This window comes from Streptomyces sp. SudanB182_2057 (genome assembly GCF_964272715.1).
Classification (GTDB): domain Bacteria; phylum Actinomycetota; class Actinomycetes; order Streptomycetales; family Streptomycetaceae; genus Streptomyces; species Streptomyces rubradiris.
In genome coordinates this window covers 2,314,083-2,331,354 of the sequence record NZ_OZ186798.1, presented here as the reverse complement: position 1 = coordinate 2,331,354, position 17,272 = coordinate 2,314,083, and the positions used below count along the sequence as shown (strand labels likewise).

Genomic DNA, 17,272 nt, shown 5'->3' with positions numbered 1-17,272 from the left:
GAGGTGCGTGTCTCCTTGGGGGCGTCATATGCGTTTGGGGACGTTCAGGATAGTGACGATGTTCGTACTGTCGCCGCCTTCGTAGGGAGTGAAGGCGAATCCCTTGTTGCCCCGGGCCTCGATGGTCAGCCCCAGCGGAATGACGTCGGTGGGGTCGTTCGTGCGGTAGATGGGCGTGACGGTGTACTCGATGGTTTCACCGCGCTTGTCGACCGCTTCCCTGATCTGGTCCTCGATCTTCCGCATGACCGGTGAATTGGCGAACCGGTGCATGGTGACAAAGTTCCGGGGGTCCCGGTTGGAGCCGCCGATCTGCGCGCCGAGCAAGTGGGTCTTGTTGAGCTTCTTGTACTTCTGGTAACCGGGCACATTGACCCGGGGATCGGTCTTTCCGCCGGTCATGTCGGACTCGATCGTCGCGCGCATGGTGGTGGCGCGGCCTCCGGGACCGGGCGCACCGTAGCGGACCCGGCCGCCCCACGTGACGTCGTTCTCGTCACAGGGAGTCAGGCCCAGCGGATCGGACAGCGTGTGCGGGTTGTCGACGTAGGCGAAGGGGTTCGGCGCGGGGTCCAGGCCGAGGGGGTCTGAGGTGAGATAGCGCGCGGTCTCCGGATCGTAGTGACGGAAGTAGTTGTGGTGCAGCCCCGTCTCGGGGTCGTAGTACTGGCCGGGGAACCTGAGCGGCGTGTAGGCGGTAGCGTCCTGGTTCCAGGTCGTCGAACCCCAGAGAGTCGTGCGGGTCCGCCACGCGATCCTGCCCTCCTCGTCGACGAGTTCGGTGGGAGTGCCGATCTGGTCGGTGACGATGGCGAAGAAGCGCTGGTCGATGACGTCCTGCGGAGCGTCCGCGAGGGACTTGGTCTCGGTCTGCGCGACAGGTGCCTGGCCGTCGTGGTCCCAGGTGAGCGTGACCAGTTCGGCCGCGCCGCGAACCCGCGTGGTCTGCTCCACCAGTGTGGAACCGTCCCAGACGAACCGGGTTTCCTCGGCGATGGCGCCGTCCGCGGACAGACGCTGTTTCGCGATGCGCCGCCCGAGAGGGTCGTACAGGTACCGCCAGCAGGTGTCGTCCGGGGTGACGACGGAGATGAGCCGGTCCTCGGCGTCCCAGGCGTAACGCCAGGTGTCGGGCTTGCGGGAGAGACGTTTGACCTGCCGGAGCACGCACCGGCCGGCGGCATCGTGCTCGTAGCGCACGTTGCCGGCGCTGATCAGGCGCGTTCCGGCGTAGCTGCGCGTTCCTCGCGCCTGGCTGCCGGGATGCTTCTCCGGCCAGGCCGCCCGCGTCTGGTTGCCCGTCTCGTCGTAGGCGTAACTCTCGCTCCAGCGCCCGGCCTCGACGGCGCTGACCCGCCCCGCCCGGTCCAGCAGGAACGAGCGCCGGCCGGCGTCCCGGTCGGTGATGCCGGTCAGGAGCCCGTCATGACGGTAGGTGTAGCCGCGCTGGATCGACGGCTGCGCGGTGTCGTGGACGGTGAGTGTCTGCCCGCTGAGGCTGCCGACGGGATTCCAGGTGAAGGCGAGGGTGAATCGGTCACCGAGGTGCCGCAGCACCTCCCGCCCCGCCGCGTCGTGCTCGAAGGAGAGGGTGCGGCCCGAGAGCGACAGCTCGGCGTAGCGGCCGGCCGTGTCGTAGGAGTACGCAGTCTCGACGCCCCCGGGTGTCCTGCGGAGTGTCCGGCGCCCCGAGGCGTCGCAGGCCGTGGTCAGCGTCCGGCCGCCGATGGTCTCCGCGATGACACGCCCCACCGCGTCGTACGCGTAGGCCAGTGTCCCGTCGGGTCCGGCCGCCGAGACCAGCCGCCCGCACGCGTCGTTCCGGAAGACGGTCCTGCGGCCGTCGACTACCTTCTCGACGAGTTGGCCGGCCACGTCGTAGTGGTAACCGACGGTCTGCCCCGCTGCATTGATCCGCGCGGTCAGGTCGCCTGCCGCGTCGTAGCGGTATCTCGTCTCGTGCCCGTCGAAGTCGGTTTCCTTCACCAGTTGTCCGACGGCGTCGTAGACGTACCTCCAGACGAGTCCCTTGGGGTTGAGCACCTCGGTCAGCCGGCGTTCGGTGTCATAGCGGAACTGGTGTTCCACGCCGTCCGGGGAGATACGGGCGACCAGCAGGTCGAAGGGGCCGTGGATCAGCCGCGTACGCCCCCCGACAGCGTCGGTGTGGCCGGTGCAGTTGCCCTCTCCGTCGTACGACCATGATTCGGTGGCGCCGTTGGCCGCGGTCCGTTCCCGCAGCCGGCCCTCGGCGTCCCACACGAGCGTGGTGGTCGCTCCGAGCGGGTCGGTGATGCGCGTCGGGCGTCCGAAGGCATCCCGCAGATAGCGGGTGCTGTTCCCCTGCGCGTCTTCCAGGACGGTGGCCAGGCCCGCCGGGTCGGTGTCGATGCGGAGTGCGTCGCCCGCGGGACCGCTGACCGTGGCGACGGCGCCCGTGGAATGGTGGGTGAACAGGTGAACCGAGCCGTCCGGTGCGGTCAGGGTGGTGCAGTTGCCCCGTGCGTCGAAGTCCTGGACGTAGGTCGCCCCCTGGGGATCGGTGACGCGGACCGGCAAGTGCAGCGCGTTGTAGGCGACGTGGCTGCTCGTGCCGTCGGGAGCCGTGACCGAGATCAGGTCGCCCGCGTCGTCCCACGTCCAGCGGGTGGTACGACCCAGTGGGTCGGTGCGGGAGAGCAGGTGGTCGTGGCGGTCCCAGGTCTGGGCGGTGGTGTGCCCGAGCGAGTCGGTGATCGCGACGATCTGCCCATGCCGGTTGGCGCGGTAGATCGTGGTGTTGCCGAGTGAATCGGTGTACGTGGTGGTGCTGGTGCCGTCGTCCTGGCGCTCGCCGTAGATCAGGCGGGAGTTGAGGATCCCGTCGGTCCCGCGGGTCTCGATCACCCGTCCCTCGGCGTCGTAGACGTAGGTGAACTCGGTGTCGTTGGAGTCCCGCCACCCCGTCACGCGGTGGGCGCCGTCGTAGGTGAACCGCGTAGGCGCGTCGACCGCGTTGTGAACCTCGCTCAGGTTCGCGGTCGTGGCGTCGTAGCCGAAGGTGCGCAGGCGTACCGGGGCGTCGTCGGTGAGGGCCCACAGCACGGTGATGCGCTGCTGGTCGTCGTGGTCGACGCGTATGCGGTAACCGCCACTGTGGGTGACCGTGAGCGGAACACCGTCGTCGTCGCGCTCGACGGAGATGTGGTTTCCGTTGCGGTCCTCGATGCCGACCAGCCACCACGGTCCGCCCTGCGCCGTACCGGCTTCGAACTGGCGCGTGAGTCCTGAGTACGGGTCCTCCACCGTCAGGACGTAACCGCTGCCGCGGCTCACATAGGTCAGCGGGAGGCGGACGCCCTCGGCGGGCCCCACCCGGTCGCCGGGCAGGTCGGGCATACGCGGATAGGCGAGCGCGGACCCGTCCTCCCGGTGCCACCAGTATCCGCCCAGAGCGTCATCCTGCTGGATCCGTTCGTCGAGGGTGGAGGCCCACGACGGGCCGAAGAATCGGCCTTCTTCGTAGCCGGAGAGGTGGGTACGGCGCAGGATCAGGGGCAGGACCCCCGGCAACGCGACATCCGTCTGGGCAAGCACCATCTGGCCGCTGGCCATGTCGATCGGATCGCCGCACAGCTGTTTGGTGTTCAGCTCGCGGCCTTGTCTGGACAGGTCAGCAGAGTCGATCTTCAGGCCGGGGTCCGGCTTGCGGCCGGAGGCGGGGGCGCCGTGGTGGCCTGAACCGTCGCCTGCCTTGCCGGAGTTGACGTGGACGCTGTTGGCCCGCCGACCGATGTCGATGTCGTTGCCCTTGTGCAGGCGGGAGGTGGCCTTCACGCGGTCCGGGACGGTCTCGGAGAGGTGCTTGACGATCTTCTTGACGGCCTTCTCCGAGCCCTTGAGGGCGCCCTCCAGGACCGACTCGAAGGGCGCGGTGAAGGCATCCCTGCCCTTTGTGCGGCCGAAGTGGCCCTTGGCGCGTTCCAACGGGTCGGTGACGGCCGTGTGCAGGTCGCCGCCGCGCCGGGAGACCTTGTCGGCGCCGTCCTCGAACTCGACGTGGTCGATGTGCAGGTCACTACCGGACCCGCCCCCTGCGGAGGCGAGCATCATCGCCCCGGCGCCGGCCGAGGCGAGCTGCATGCCGCCGCCGTGGCCGTGTTTGCCGGAGCCGCCACCGCCGGTCGTGGGCTCGGGGGGCAGGGAGAACGCGCCCTCGGCCAGGTCCAGGACCGCGTCCTCGACCATCTTCTCCAGCTTGGCGTTGACCGGTTCGGTCACCCGGGCGACCAGTTCGTCCACAATCCGGTCGGCGGCCTCGTCGATGATCCGCTTGACCGCCTGCCGCATGGCGGTGATCTCGGCGGCACCGATTAGCGCGGACAGGCCGCCGGTGAAGGCGGCGAGGCCGAGAGAGATGCCCACCGAGGCGGCCATCGCCCCGAGTTCGATTTCGGCCTTGATCTTCATCCCGTAGATGATGTCCGCGACGACATCGCACGCGTCCGCGAACAGCCGCGCCAGCTCGGGAATCTTGTCGAGATGCCCGGCCTTGACGTGCGACCAGTGCTTCTCCATCGCGTCGACGGCCCAGCCCTGCGAGGACGACAGGATCCGGCTCACCGCCTGGTGCGCGTCGCTGCCCTTGCCCTCGAAGTTGTCGGCGAACTCCCGCATGGACGTGGCCATCTCGCGGTAGTCGTCCTCGTCAACGTTCGGGAAGCTGATCCCGATGACGTCGAGTATCTCGTCCAGCCAACCCGGGATCGTGTAGCCCATCCCCCATGCTCCCCGTTAATCGATCAGGTGTGCGTCGCGCGTGTGAATGGATGTTAGCCAGTCCACTTGACGCGCGATCAGTTCGCCCGTTCCCGGTGCCGCCCGCGCCGGAAAGTGTCGGGCTCCGGTCCGGCGCCGCCGTACCGTCACGCATGCTGGATGAAGACGGTTACTTCGAAGAGTCCGTCGCCGCGTCGTACGACGAGTCATCGGCCGAGATGTTCGATCGGGGGGCGTGGAGCATGCCGTGGATCTGCTGGCGGAGCTGGCCGGGAACGACGGGCGGGCGCTGGAGTTGGGGGTCGGGACCGGGCGCGGATCGCCCTGCCGCTCGCGGCGCGTGGTGTCGAGGTGCACGGCATCGACATGTGGCGGGCGATGGTCGAGCGCCTGCGGACCAATCCCGGTGGGGGCGGGATCGGTGTCACGATCGGGGACTTCGCGACCGCCAAGGTCGAGGGGAGCTTTTCGGCGCCTACCTCGTCCGCAACACGATCACGAACCTGACCTCGCAAGATTCCCAGGTGGACTGCTTCCACAACGCAGCCGTTCATCTGTAGCCCGGCGGCTGTTTCGTCGTCGCGGTCGGTGTGCCTCGACCTGTGGCGGCTGCCGCCCGGGCAGAACGCCGTGCCGTTCCGGGTGGGCGAGAGGCGGCTCGGGCTTGACCTGCACGACGTGGGCAGCCAGTCCGTCAGCTCGCATCACGTCTCCCTCCGGGACAGCCGCGGCAGATACCTGGCCATTCCCATCCGCTACGTCTGGCCCGCCGAGCTGGACCTCATGGCCCGGCTGCAGGATGCGGCTGCCGGAGCGGTGGGACCGAATGTGACCCGCACGGCCACCGGAGTCCGCCGTACGGCCTCACCGCTCAGCGGCCGTGACGCTCGTTTGACGCTCCAGGCTCCCGGAAGCCCGTTGGCAGATCCGAAAAACTTGGCCTGAGCTGCACTTTCTTCCGTCTCGGCACTGCGTGACATGTTTCCGATGACGCATCATGTGGAGTGCGTGGCGATTCTGGAGCCTGCCGAAAAGGGGCGCTGACCTGCGGTTTTGGTGGGTGCGCTATGTGCGCTATATGCGTTACGGGCGATATCTTGACGCTCGAATGACGCTCTGCGAGGCATCTTGACGCTCATTTGACACTCATCCTGATGGGGTGTCAGGTGCATCGTGTCGCTGTTCAGGCGGTCCGGCGACTTCCTTGAGCTGTTCCCTGCCTTTGATCGCACCGAGGAGTCCGGCCAGTCGCCTGGTGTGGCGAGCACGTCCAGGAAGGATGCCGGTCTCGGCCTGTCCGAGGTCGGAGGGCGCCACCGCGTCCGGCGAGCTGGGTGACAGATCGCGCGCTGTGCTTTCGGGGCTGGGCGAGGCGCAAGAGGGACATTCCTGGTCACCTGGGCGGTCCGGGCGGTTCGTTGATCTTTCGAATCATGTCCTGTTGATCATCTGAAGTGCACCCTTGTCTGAATTATGAGCATGGACAGAATCCTTAACGGATCCTTAAAGTCCGCTACTTGTATTCACAATTTCTGCGGGTAGCGAGGGTTCCGGGGATGAAACGTGGGGGGTTGGGGCGTCGTTGGCGCCCCATGTCCGGTGTGGTGGGGGCCGCTGCTGCGGCAGCGGTGCTGGGGGGTGTGCTGACGCCGGTGGGGTCCGTAGCGGCTGCCGAGGTGGGGCAGGCCGAGGAGGTGTCAGGAACCCCGGCGGACGAGGCTGCCAGAGGTAAGGCCTTCTGGGAGGATGACGCCCTGCCCACGGTCACGCCCGAGCAGAAGGCGTCGGTGAGGGCGGCCCAGACCGGGGAGCGCGTCGAGGTCGGAGTGCTGACCACGGAGACCGGTCAGGTTTTCGCGAACCCGGACGGCACGTTCACCGCGGAGACGTCTCCGTCGGTGGAGCGGGTCCGAAAGGGCGACACGTGGAAGTCTGTCGACACCACGCTGGTGAAGGCTGCGGATGGGACGTTGGTGCCGGTAGCGGCTCTGGACATGACGTTGTCCGGTGGTGGCGGCAAGACGCCGTTGGTGCGCTTCGAACGCGGCGGTCACGCCTACGAAGTCTTCTCGCCCTGGGCGCTCCCGGAGCCTGTCCTGGAAGGCTCGCGCGCCGTCTACAAGTCGGTGCGGCCGGACGTCGACTTGGTCGTCCAGGTCCTGCCCGACGGATTCACCCAGAGCCTGGTGGTTTATACCCCGGAGGCCGCGGCTCAGCTGAAGTCGATCAGCTATCCGGTCAAGGCGGACGGTCTGACGGTCCGGGACCAAGATGGTGTCGTCTCCTACGTCGACGAGGGCGGGCATCCGGCGTTCATCAACAGCGCGCCGTTGATGTGGGATGCCGGCCCGGCGCAGGCCGCCGGCCGGATGGCGGTGGCCGCGTCGGACCCGGTGGACCCGGTGACTCCGCCGGCCCGGGCCCGTACGACGGTCGCCGAGATGGCGGTCGGGCAGGACGAGTTGACGGTGGTGCCCGACCAGGAGTTCCTGGCGGACCCGAAGACGTCGTACCCGGTGGTGATCGATCCCCCTACGGTGGCGGGGAAGCTGACGGGTTGGACGGCGCTGTGGTCCAACGAGAGCGGCTCGACGTTCTGGAACACCAGCCACGCCATGGGCGTGGGTTATGACGCGTATGTGGACAACAAGAAGGTCCGCTCCGTGTTCCAGTTCGACACTCGGTCGGTGGCGGGCAAGAAGATTCTGCACGCCGACTTCTCCGCGTACGAGATCTGGTCGGCCAACTGCACCAAGACCGACGTGGAGTTGTGGCGGACCGGCACGATCTCTTCGTCGACGAAGTGGTCGTCGAATCTGTCGTGGTCCTCGAAAGTCGACACGGTTTCCGCCGCCAAGGGGTTTTCCTCCAACTGCCCGGACGGCACCGTCGAGTTCGATGCCACCGCTGCGGTCGCCTATACCGCGAAGGGCAAGTCGATCACGACCACGCTGGGTCTGCGGGCGAGTGAAAGCGACCCGAACGCGTGGAAGCAGTTCATGTCGCCCAAGGACCCGGACTCCACGACGGGTCGTAAGCCGGTCTTGTCGATCACCTATGTCTCGCCGCCGACGGCCGCGCCGTCGTCGGTGAAGATGTCGGATCCGAACGTGTCGTGTTCGGCCTCGACCAGTCCGGCGGTGATCCGTGACACCACGCCGCGGCTGACGGCCACACCGACCTCGTCGGACGGCTCGCAGGCGAGCCTGCGCCCGAACTTCGAGCTGTACGCGGGGAGCAGCACCACGCCGACCTCGCTGAAGCCCTCCACCTGGACTGCCAGTGGTACTGCCGGCACGGCGGTCACCGCAGGCCTCGCGCAGAGCACGACCTACCGCTTCCGGGCGCGTACGGAGTTCAAGTACACCTACGGCGGCACCACCGGTTACCTGTACGGGCCGTGGTCCTCGTCGTGCTACTTCAAGGTCGACTCCGTCGGCCCGCCGAAGCCGACCATCACTTCGGACAAGAACCAGTACCCGGAGTGCGCCGGCACCACCTGCTCGGGCTCCCCGGAGACCGGCAGCGTCGGCATGACCGGCAAGTTCATCATCTCCGCCGGATCCAGCGACGTACGCCGCTACGTGACCTGGCTGAACGGCATCAAGATCGACGACAAGACCTACACCGCCAACACCACCAGCCACACGGTTTCGGCCACGCCGGACAAGCGTCTGACGAACACGCTGCGCGTGCAGACGTATGACGCCACCGGCAATCCCGGAGAGACCCGGGACTACCTCTTCAACGTGGCCAAGCCATCCGCTCCGGTCGGCGTGTGGAAGTTCGACGAAGGTACCGGCACCACCGTTGCCAACGCCCAGGGCGCCAGTCACCCGCTCACCGTGTCCGGCGGGTCCTGGGTGCCCAAGACCCGCCTGGGGCAGGGCTTCAGGAGCACGGCGGGCAACGGCTACGCCGCCACCAGCGGCCCCGTCGTGGACACAACGGGAAGCTTCGCCGTGTCCAGCTGGGTGAAGCTGAACTCCAAGACGCAGTCGACGGTGTTGCAGCAGCGCGGTACCAACGTCGGCGGCTTCCAGCTGTATTACTCGACCGCGTACGACCGGTGGATCTTCAACCGGTACGACAAGGACGTCTCGGACTCCAACGGTGCGACCATCGTCCGAGCCATCGCGGCCAAGCCGCCTGTCCTGGGTGCCTGGACCCATCTCCTCGGTGTCTACGACCGGCAGGCCCAAAAGATCAGACTGTACGTCAACGGCAAGCTGAACGCGGAAGTCGCCTTCTCCACGCCGTGGGCCGCACCGGGTCCTTTCGAGGTCGGCCGCTGGGGCACCGGGACGCAGCTCGACGGCGAAGTGGACCAGGTCGCTGTCTACAACCGCGTCGTCTACCCGGACGAGCTGTGGGGCTTGGCAAACCTGCAAAACCCTGAAACGGGCCAGCCGCAGGCCGAACTGATGGCCCACTGGAACCTGGACGAGGCCAGCGGCACCAGTGGTGCCGACAGCAGCGGACGGGGTAACTCCTTGACCCTGCAGCCCGGCGCGTCGTTCACCACTACGGATGATTACGCCCATGGCAACGTGCTGAACCTCGACGCCGACGCCCTGGGCAAAGCCTCCGCCCCGGTCAAGCTGGACGACTCCGGCAGTTTCACCGTGGTCGGATGGGTGAAACTCGAGCAGTCCGAACTCGAGGACACCGCGATCGCCCACTCGCCGACCGTCTTCTCCCACCCGGGAGCGAACCGCAACGCCTTCCGTCTGTGGTATCGCCAAGAAGCGGGCCAGACGGTCGGCGACTGGAACTTCGGCCTGGCCGGCACCGACGAGATCGGCGGGCCGAGCTACTCGGTTGCCTCGGACGAGGTGAACCCGCCCAGCGGCTGGATCCACGTGGCCGGCGTGTTCGACTCGGCTGACCAGTCTGCCAAGCTCTACGTCACCGGTGGCCGAGAAGGTGCTGAAGACGGCGTACTCGTCAGCGACACGTTCCAGCCCACCGGCCCGGTCACGCTCGGCGGCGCCCGTCGCCACGACACGGGGGCCTGGGGAGATGCCCTGCCCGGCCAGCTCGACGACATGCGCGTGTACGCCGGAGTGCTTTCCGAAGCGGAGATCGCGCAACTCGCCATCGTCGACGAGCCGCCGGTCGACATCGGCTGATCCAGCCTGCCAGAACTTTCTCGCATCACACCGACTGCGGTGCGCCGGCTCCTTCGCATTGATGCGTCCGGCGCACCGCCTATCGACATGAGGAAATCCACCCGTGAAACGCCGCAGATTCCAACTGCACGCGTGGTCTTGGCAGCGCGCCGGACGGCGCAGGCTGACCATGGTCAGCCTGCCGGTCGCCGGCGCTGTGATGGCCACATTGCTCGGCGCGACTCCGCCAGAGGACACCAGCCGGCCGCACAGCGAGCTGGCAACGCCGGAGTACGGCAAGTCGGCGCCGTTCAAGGCCAACTTCAAAAAGATCGACGATCCGACGATCAAGGCCGCGCAGAAGACCCGCGAACGGGCGACCGAAGCTCCGAAATGGCCCACGTCCGGGTCGGTAACGCTGGACGTACCCGCTGCCCAGAGCGAGCCTGGGAAGGCGGGCAAGCTGCCGGTCGCCCTCGGCGTCCCTGCGAAGCCGAAGTCCGCTGCCGGTAGGAAGAGTGCCGCCCCGGCTGCTGAGCAGGCCAAGGTTACCGTCCTCGACCGCGAGAAGGCTCAGCGACTGGGCCTGGACGGCGTGTTGCTGTCGGTGCAGCGCACCGATGGGAAAACCGACCCCGCCTCGCTTTCGCTCACGGTCGACTACAGCGAGTTCGCCGGTGCCTACGGCGGCAACTGGTCCGGCCGTCTGCGCGCCGTCCAACTGCCCGCGTGTGCCCTGACGACCCCGGGCAAGGCGGCCTGCCGCACCACCAAGGTGCTGGCCACCGACAACAACGCCCAGCAGGACACTCTGACCGCCCAGGTCACCACCACGCGGGCCAAGAACGCCGCCGGCACCATGACGGTGCTGGCCCTGTCCGCTGGTGCGGGGTCCGACCAGGGCTCCTACGAGGCGACCCCGCTCTCCGCGTCCGCGACCTGGGCCGGCGGTGGCTCGAACGGTGACTTCACCTGGAGCTACCCGTTGGGAACGGTGCCCGCACCGGCAGGCAGCGCACCGTCGCTGTCCATCGGCTATTCGGCGCAGAGCGTCGATGGCCGCACCTCCGTCACCTCCGCTCAGCCTTCCTGGGTCGGCGAGGGCTTCGACCTGCCCGGCTCCTACATCGAGCGGTCCTACGGCTCCTGCGAGGACGACGGACAGGACGAGAAGTACGACCAGTGCTGGAAGGAGGACAACGCTTCCGTCGTCCTCAACGGCAAGTCCAGCCCGCTGATCAAGGATGCCAAGGGCTGGCACCTGAAGAGCGACGACGGCGAGAAGGTCACGCTGGGAACCGGTGCGGTCAACGGTGACGACAACGGCGAGTACTGGACCGTCACCGCCACGAACGGCACGCAGTACGTGTTCGGCAAGAACCGGCTTCCCGGCTGGACGAGCGGCAACCCCGAGACGGAATCCGTGTGGACCGTACCGGTCTTCGGCGACGACTCCGGCGAGCCCGGCTACTCCGACGGCAGCACTTTCGCCGACCGGGCCAAGACCCAGGCGTGGCGCTGGAATCTCGACTACGTCGTGGACCCGCACGGCAATGTCACCAGCTACTGGTACGGCAAAGAGACCAACTACTACGCCAAGAACGGCACCACCGGCAACGGAAGCGCCTATACGCGCGGCGGCTACCTGAAGCGCATCGACTACGGTCAGCGCTCCGACACCATCTTCTCCACCATCCGACCCGCCGCCGCTCGCGTGAAGTTCACCGTCGCCGAGCGCTGCGTCCCCGTCTCAGGCGGCGAGACCTGCGCCAACCTGACCGACACGAACAAGGCCGCCTGGCCGGACGTGCCGTTCGACCAGATCTGTGCTTCCGGCAAGCCCTGCACCGACCAGCCCGCCCCGTCCTTCTTCAGCCGCAAGCGGCTCACCGACGTCACCACCCAGGTCTACAAGGGCACCGGCACCGGCGCGGACACCGACTACCGCGACGTCAACAACTGGCACCTGGAGCACTCCTTCCCCGACCCCGGCGACGGCTCCGCTCCCGGCCTGTGGCTGAAGTCCATCCAGCACACCGGCAAGTCCGGCACCCCCATCACCATGCCCGCGGTGAAGTTCTCCGGCATCCAGCTGCACAACCGCGTCGACAAGACCGGTGACGACGTCCCGCCCTACATCAAGTGGCGCGTACGCACGGTCACTTCGGAAACGGGTTCGGTCCTCACGGCCAACTACTCCGACCCGGAGTGCATAGCTGACACCAACATCCCGACCGCGCTCGACAAGAACACCAAGCGCTGCTATCCGGTCAAGTGGATCCCGCCGTCCAATCCGACGCCGGGCACCGATCCGCAGCCGCGTACCGACTTCTTCCACAAGTACGTCGTCACCCAGGTCACCGAGTCCGACCCGACCGGTGGCGCACCGCTGAAGCAGACTGACTACACCTACAGCGGCGGCGGTGCCTGGGCCTACGACGACCAGTCGCCCATCACGCAGGCCAAGTACCGTACCTGGGGCATCTGGCGCGGCTACAACAAGGTGACCACCACCATCGGTGAAGCCACGGGCATCCGGTCGAAGACCACCGCGCTGTACTACCGCGGCATGGACGGTGACAAGCAGGCGGACGGAACCACCCGCAGCGAGTCCATCACCGACTCCAAGGGTGCGGCCAAGACCGACTCCGAGCAGTACGCCGGCCAGGTCCGCGAGCAGATCACCTACAACGGCGCGTCCGGTGCCGAAGTGACCGCGACGGTCACCACCCCGTGGTCGAAGAAGACCTCCACCGACACCCACTCCTACGGCACCGTCGACGGCTACATCGTCCGCACCGGAGGTGAGGTCAAGCGCACCCGTCTGAACAGCGGCAGCGAGCTCACGTCCACCACGACCACCACGTACGACGAGGCCACCGGTCAGCCGCTGACCGTGGAGACCGACGCGGCAGGCACCAGGGACTGCACCCGCATCGAGTACGCCACCAACACAGCCACCTGGATGCTCAGCTACCCCAAGCGTGTGGAGAAGGTCTCCACGGGGTGTGCGGTGACACCGAACCGGACCAACGACCCGGACACCACCGATGTCGTCTCCGATGTCAGGAACTCCTACGACGGGCAGGCCTACGGCACCGCACCCACCAAGGGGGACCTCACCCGAGTCGAGCGGGCCATCGGCTACGCCACCGATGGCAGCCCGCGCTACCAGACTGTCGGCACCGCGGCCTTCGACGCCCTGGGCCGGGCCACCGACACCTGGGACACCGCCGGTACCAAGACCAAGCACGCCGAGTTCACCCCTGCAGACGCCGGCCCGCTGACCAAGACGGTGGAGAGCAACGCACTCGGCCACACGGTCACTACCGAGATCGCACCGGATTGGGGGGTCAACACCGCCAGCACCGACCCCAACGGCAACCGCACGGAGATGGCCTACGACGCGATGGGCCGCCTCACCGATGTGTGGCTCGCAGACCGTGACCGTTCGGCCGACCACGCGGCCAGCCAGAAGTTCGAGTACAAGGTGCAGGCCACGGCGGCATCGTGGGTAGCCACCAAATCCCTCAACAACGACGGCAGCACCTACCTCACCCAGTACGCCATCTACGACGCGCTACTGCGGCCACGACAGACTCAGATCCCGGCGGCCACCGGCACGGGCCGTGTGATCACCGAGACCAAGTACGACACCCGTGGTCTCGAAGCGGAGACCTCCGCGGACTTCATCGACACCACTGCGCCGACGGGTGTGCTGGCCAATCCCACGACCGCGGCTCCCGCCGGCACCATGACAACCTATGACGGCGCAGGCCGTCCCACGGTGGAGAAAATTCTTGTCAAGGAGCAGGAGTTCTCTCGCACCACCCACACCTACGATGGCAACGCCACCACGGTCGAGCCTCCCGTGGGAGCATCGGCCGTACGCGAGGAGGTCGATGCCCGCGGCCGCCTGGTGGAGAAGCGCGAGTACGACGGCAACACCGCCACCGCCGCCTTCACCACGCTCAACTACACCTACGACCACGCCGACCGGCTGAAGACCGTCAAGGACGACGACGGCAACACGTGGAGCTACGGCTACGACCTGCTCGGCCGCCAGACCTCCGCGAAAGACCCCGACTCCGGCTCGAGCTCCGTCAAGTACAACGACCTCGACCAGGTCATCGAGGCCACCGATGCTCGAGGCAAGACGCTCGGCTATACCTATGACCTCCTCGGACGTCAGACCGCGCGGGTCGACGGAGCCGTCCCCGTCGTCAACGGCGTGCCCACGCCGGCCGACGCGAAGTACCTGGCTCGCTGGACCTACGACACCATCGCCAAGGGGCGGCCCACCTCGTCCATCCGCTACGTAGGCGGCAAGACGGGGGACGTCTACGCAACGACCAACGCCTCTTACGACAAGGTGTACCGGCCTCTCAAGGAGCAGTACACGGTCAGCACCAAGGAAGGCGCTCTCGCCGGCACCGGCACGTACACCATCACCAACGCCTACAACCTCGACGGCACGCCTAAACTGCGCACCATCCCCGCCATGGGAGGACTCGCCGCCGAAACCCTGACCTACGGTTACACCTCGACCCGGCTGCCCGACACACTGCAGGGCCTGACCGGCCTGGTGCAGAACACGGACTACCTGCCGGCAGGCGAGCAGATCCGTACCACTCTCGGGGTGTCCTCCACCGCTGACTGGACCGAGGTCAACTACTCGTACGAGGACGGCACCAAGCGCCTGGCACGCCAGACGGTGAAGTCCGAGACGCACACCGGGACCGACGCCGACATCTACTACCGCTACGACAAAGCGGGCAACCCTCTCGAGATAGATGACCGTTCCACCAGCCCGGGCGACAAGCAGTGCTTCAGCTATGACGGTCACCGTCGCCTGAAGGCCGCCTGGACCGCCACCACCGACTGCGCCACCACCCCGAGCACCAGCAATGTGGGTGGCCGCGCTCCGTACTGGCAGAGCTTCACCTACGACACGGCCGGCAACCGCAAGACCGCCACCGACCACCTGGCCAGCGGCGGGCCGGCCACCACCGCCTATACCTACAAGACGACCGACCAGCCCCGCCCGCACGCCCTTGCCGGCACGGTCACCGAGCTGGCCGGCGGAACGAAGACTGCCAACACCTACACCTACGACGCGAGCGGCAACACAGCGACCCGCACCCTCAACGGCACGACGCAGAGCCTTGAGTGGGACGTCGAAGGAAGTCTCAGCAAAGTGACGGAGGCGAACAACGCCACCACCTCCTTCCTCAACGACGCCGACGGCAACCGCCTCATCCGGCGCGATACCACCGGCACCACTCTGTACCTCGGCGAAACCGAACTGCGTCTTGACAAGGCCAGCGGCAAGGTCGAAGCCACCCGCTACTACAGCCACGCCGGCAAGACCGTCGCCATGCGCACTCCCAGAGCACTGACCTGGATGTGTACCGACCAGAACGGCACAGCCGGCCTCCAGGTCAACGCCGCCGGTCAGGCCCTCACACGGCGCCACAGTCAGCCGTTCGGGGAACAACGCGGCACCAAGCCCGCCGCTTGGCAAGGCGAGAAGGGTTTCGTCGGCGGTACCGAAGACCCCACCGGGCTCACGCACCTCGGTGCCCGCGACTACGACACGGCCACCGGCCGCTTCATCAGCGTCGATCCCATCGGCGACTTGTCGGATCCGCAGCAGATCAACGGCTACGCCTACAGCAACAACAACCCCGTCACCTTCGCCGATCCGGACGGCAAGTTCTGGTTCTCCCTGATCAAGCTGGTCAAGGCGGTCATCAAGATTGTGACTGCCTACATCAACCGCACCAGAGGCAGTAGCGGTGGTAGCGGTGTTGGTGGCGGCATGACCACCATGGGCAGCGGCAACTACGGCGGCAGCGACTACCTCAGCGGCAACTCAAGCAACGGTAGCAGCGGAGTCGGGTCACAGCCCTGCGGCAGTGGCTATCCCGCCATGAGGCCAGAGTGCATGAGTAACGAACCCGTGGACCCACGCGCCCAGGGCTCTTTCAAGGATTTCTTCCTCGGGGGAGCGGTGAGCATCGCCGAGGGTGTCTTCGGCACCGCAGATGTTGCCTACATGGCCGTCGTCCCCTGGTGCCAGTGGACCGACCGAGGCTGCACTCCCAACCAGGACGACCTGGCGAAGCTGGTCGAAGAGAACGGCCTGAAGAAGGACAACAAGGCGTACGACGCGGGCGACAGTCTCGTGGACCTCGTTTCCATGTTCAGCGTGGTCGGCGCCGTGAAGAAGTTCGCCACGGATGCATTGAAGGGTGCTGCGAGCGCGGGGAAGGGCGCCAAGAAGGGGGGAACGGGTTGCAAATGTTTCCTCGCCGGCACCGACGTCCTCATGGCAGACGGCACCAGCAAGAACATTGAGGACATCGAGCTCGGTGACAAGGTTCTGGCAACAGACCCGGAAACCGGTGAGCAAGGGTCACGTGAGGTAACCAGCCTCATTCGAACCGAAGCCGACAAGCACTTCAACACGCTGTCCATCGCAACCGAGGACGGCATCGACGAGCTCACGGCGACGCACGAGCACCCCTTCTGGGTACCTTCCGAGAAGCGCTGGATCCCTGCGGGCGAACTGGCAGCAGGGATGACGCTGCTGACCGATGACGGCGAAACGGTCATCGTCACGGGCAACAAGCCGTTCACGAAGCATGCCCGCACCTACAACCTCACCGTAGACGACCTCCACACGTACTATGTGCTGGCGGGTAAGACTCCGGTCCTGGTTCACAACAGCAACTGCAACCTTGCCCAGCATGAGGCTGCGGGTGGCCACGCGATCGCGCGGCACGTCGGCAAGACTGATGCTGAACTGGCGGCCCGCAATATTCGTTACTCCTCAACATTCACCGATTTGGCAGCAGCAGAGAGGGCTACGGGTGGAAACCTTGCCGCCAATCAAGGGCAAATCTCTCAATGGCTTTCGGGAAATGAAAGGCGTCTGGTGATTAACGGGTCGATGAGTGCTGCGGATGGAAGGGTGTACGAGCGTGCCACGCAGAGCATCCTCTCGCCTTCGGGGGTGACCACCGTCCTGCAGCGGAATCCTTCGATGCCGAACGGGTACCACATCGTCACCTCCTACCCGAGTCCGTGATGGAGATGGAGAAAATTCAATACCTCGCACAGGCGTATTTCCATCAAGATTATGATCTGGAGGCAGAGGATCCTATTCAGATCTTGACGGAGTTCCGAGACGGTGAACCTCCCGAGGTGGTCGAGGAGCTGAGAGGCGCTATGGAAAGGGTGTTGCGTTCGGGTGTGTATGAGGAGGAGCTAGCTGCGCTTTGGCTCGATAGGGCTGGAGCCTGCTACGACCCGCGCCAGGACGGGATAGGGATGTCGGTCTGGTTCCGTCAGATGATCGACGCGCTTCTGTAGCAAAGGCAAAGTGAGAGGCCCCTCCG

4 protein-coding genes and 1 pseudogene are annotated in these 17,272 nt (G+C 66.5%); 4 read left to right on the top strand and 1 reads right to left on the bottom strand.

From position 1 onward, the window contains the following. Nucleotides 1-24 precede the first annotated feature (24 nt). Entirely contained in the window at nt 25-4,758 is a 4,734-nt protein-coding gene (locus ACSURM_RS09845; protein ID WP_436954637.1) for a DUF6531 domain-containing protein, read from the bottom strand. A gap of 152 nt (nt 4,759-4,910) precedes the next feature. Between ACSURM_RS09845 and ACSURM_RS09840 the strand changes: the two are divergent. The 4 genes and pseudogenes from ACSURM_RS09840 to ACSURM_RS09825 form a co-directional block, all read left to right on the top strand. After that, a pseudogene (locus tag ACSURM_RS09840) lies at nt 4,911-5,581 on the top strand (class I SAM-dependent methyltransferase); the annotation flags it as partial. A gap of 769 nt (nt 5,582-6,350) precedes the next feature. After that, the gene (locus ACSURM_RS09835; RefSeq protein ID WP_436954636.1) at nt 6,351-9,890 is read left to right on the top strand and encodes a LamG-like jellyroll fold domain-containing protein; all 3,540 of its coding nucleotides are present in this window, start codon (nt 6,351-6,353) and stop codon (nt 9,888-9,890) included. 169 nt (nt 9,891-10,059) lie between these two features. Further along, complete coding sequence (locus tag ACSURM_RS09830) at nt 10,060-16,962, top strand: polymorphic toxin-type HINT domain-containing protein (protein ID WP_436961020.1); 6,903 nt, start codon at nt 10,060-10,062, stop codon at nt 16,960-16,962. Further along, the gene (locus ACSURM_RS09825; protein ID WP_436954635.1) at nt 16,962-17,246 is read left to right on the top strand and encodes a contact-dependent growth inhibition system immunity protein; all 285 of its coding nucleotides are present in this window, start codon (nt 16,962-16,964) and stop codon (nt 17,244-17,246) included. The genes ACSURM_RS09830 and ACSURM_RS09825 overlap by 1 nt, the downstream gene beginning before the upstream one ends. Nucleotides 17,247-17,272: the final 26 nt, after the last annotated feature.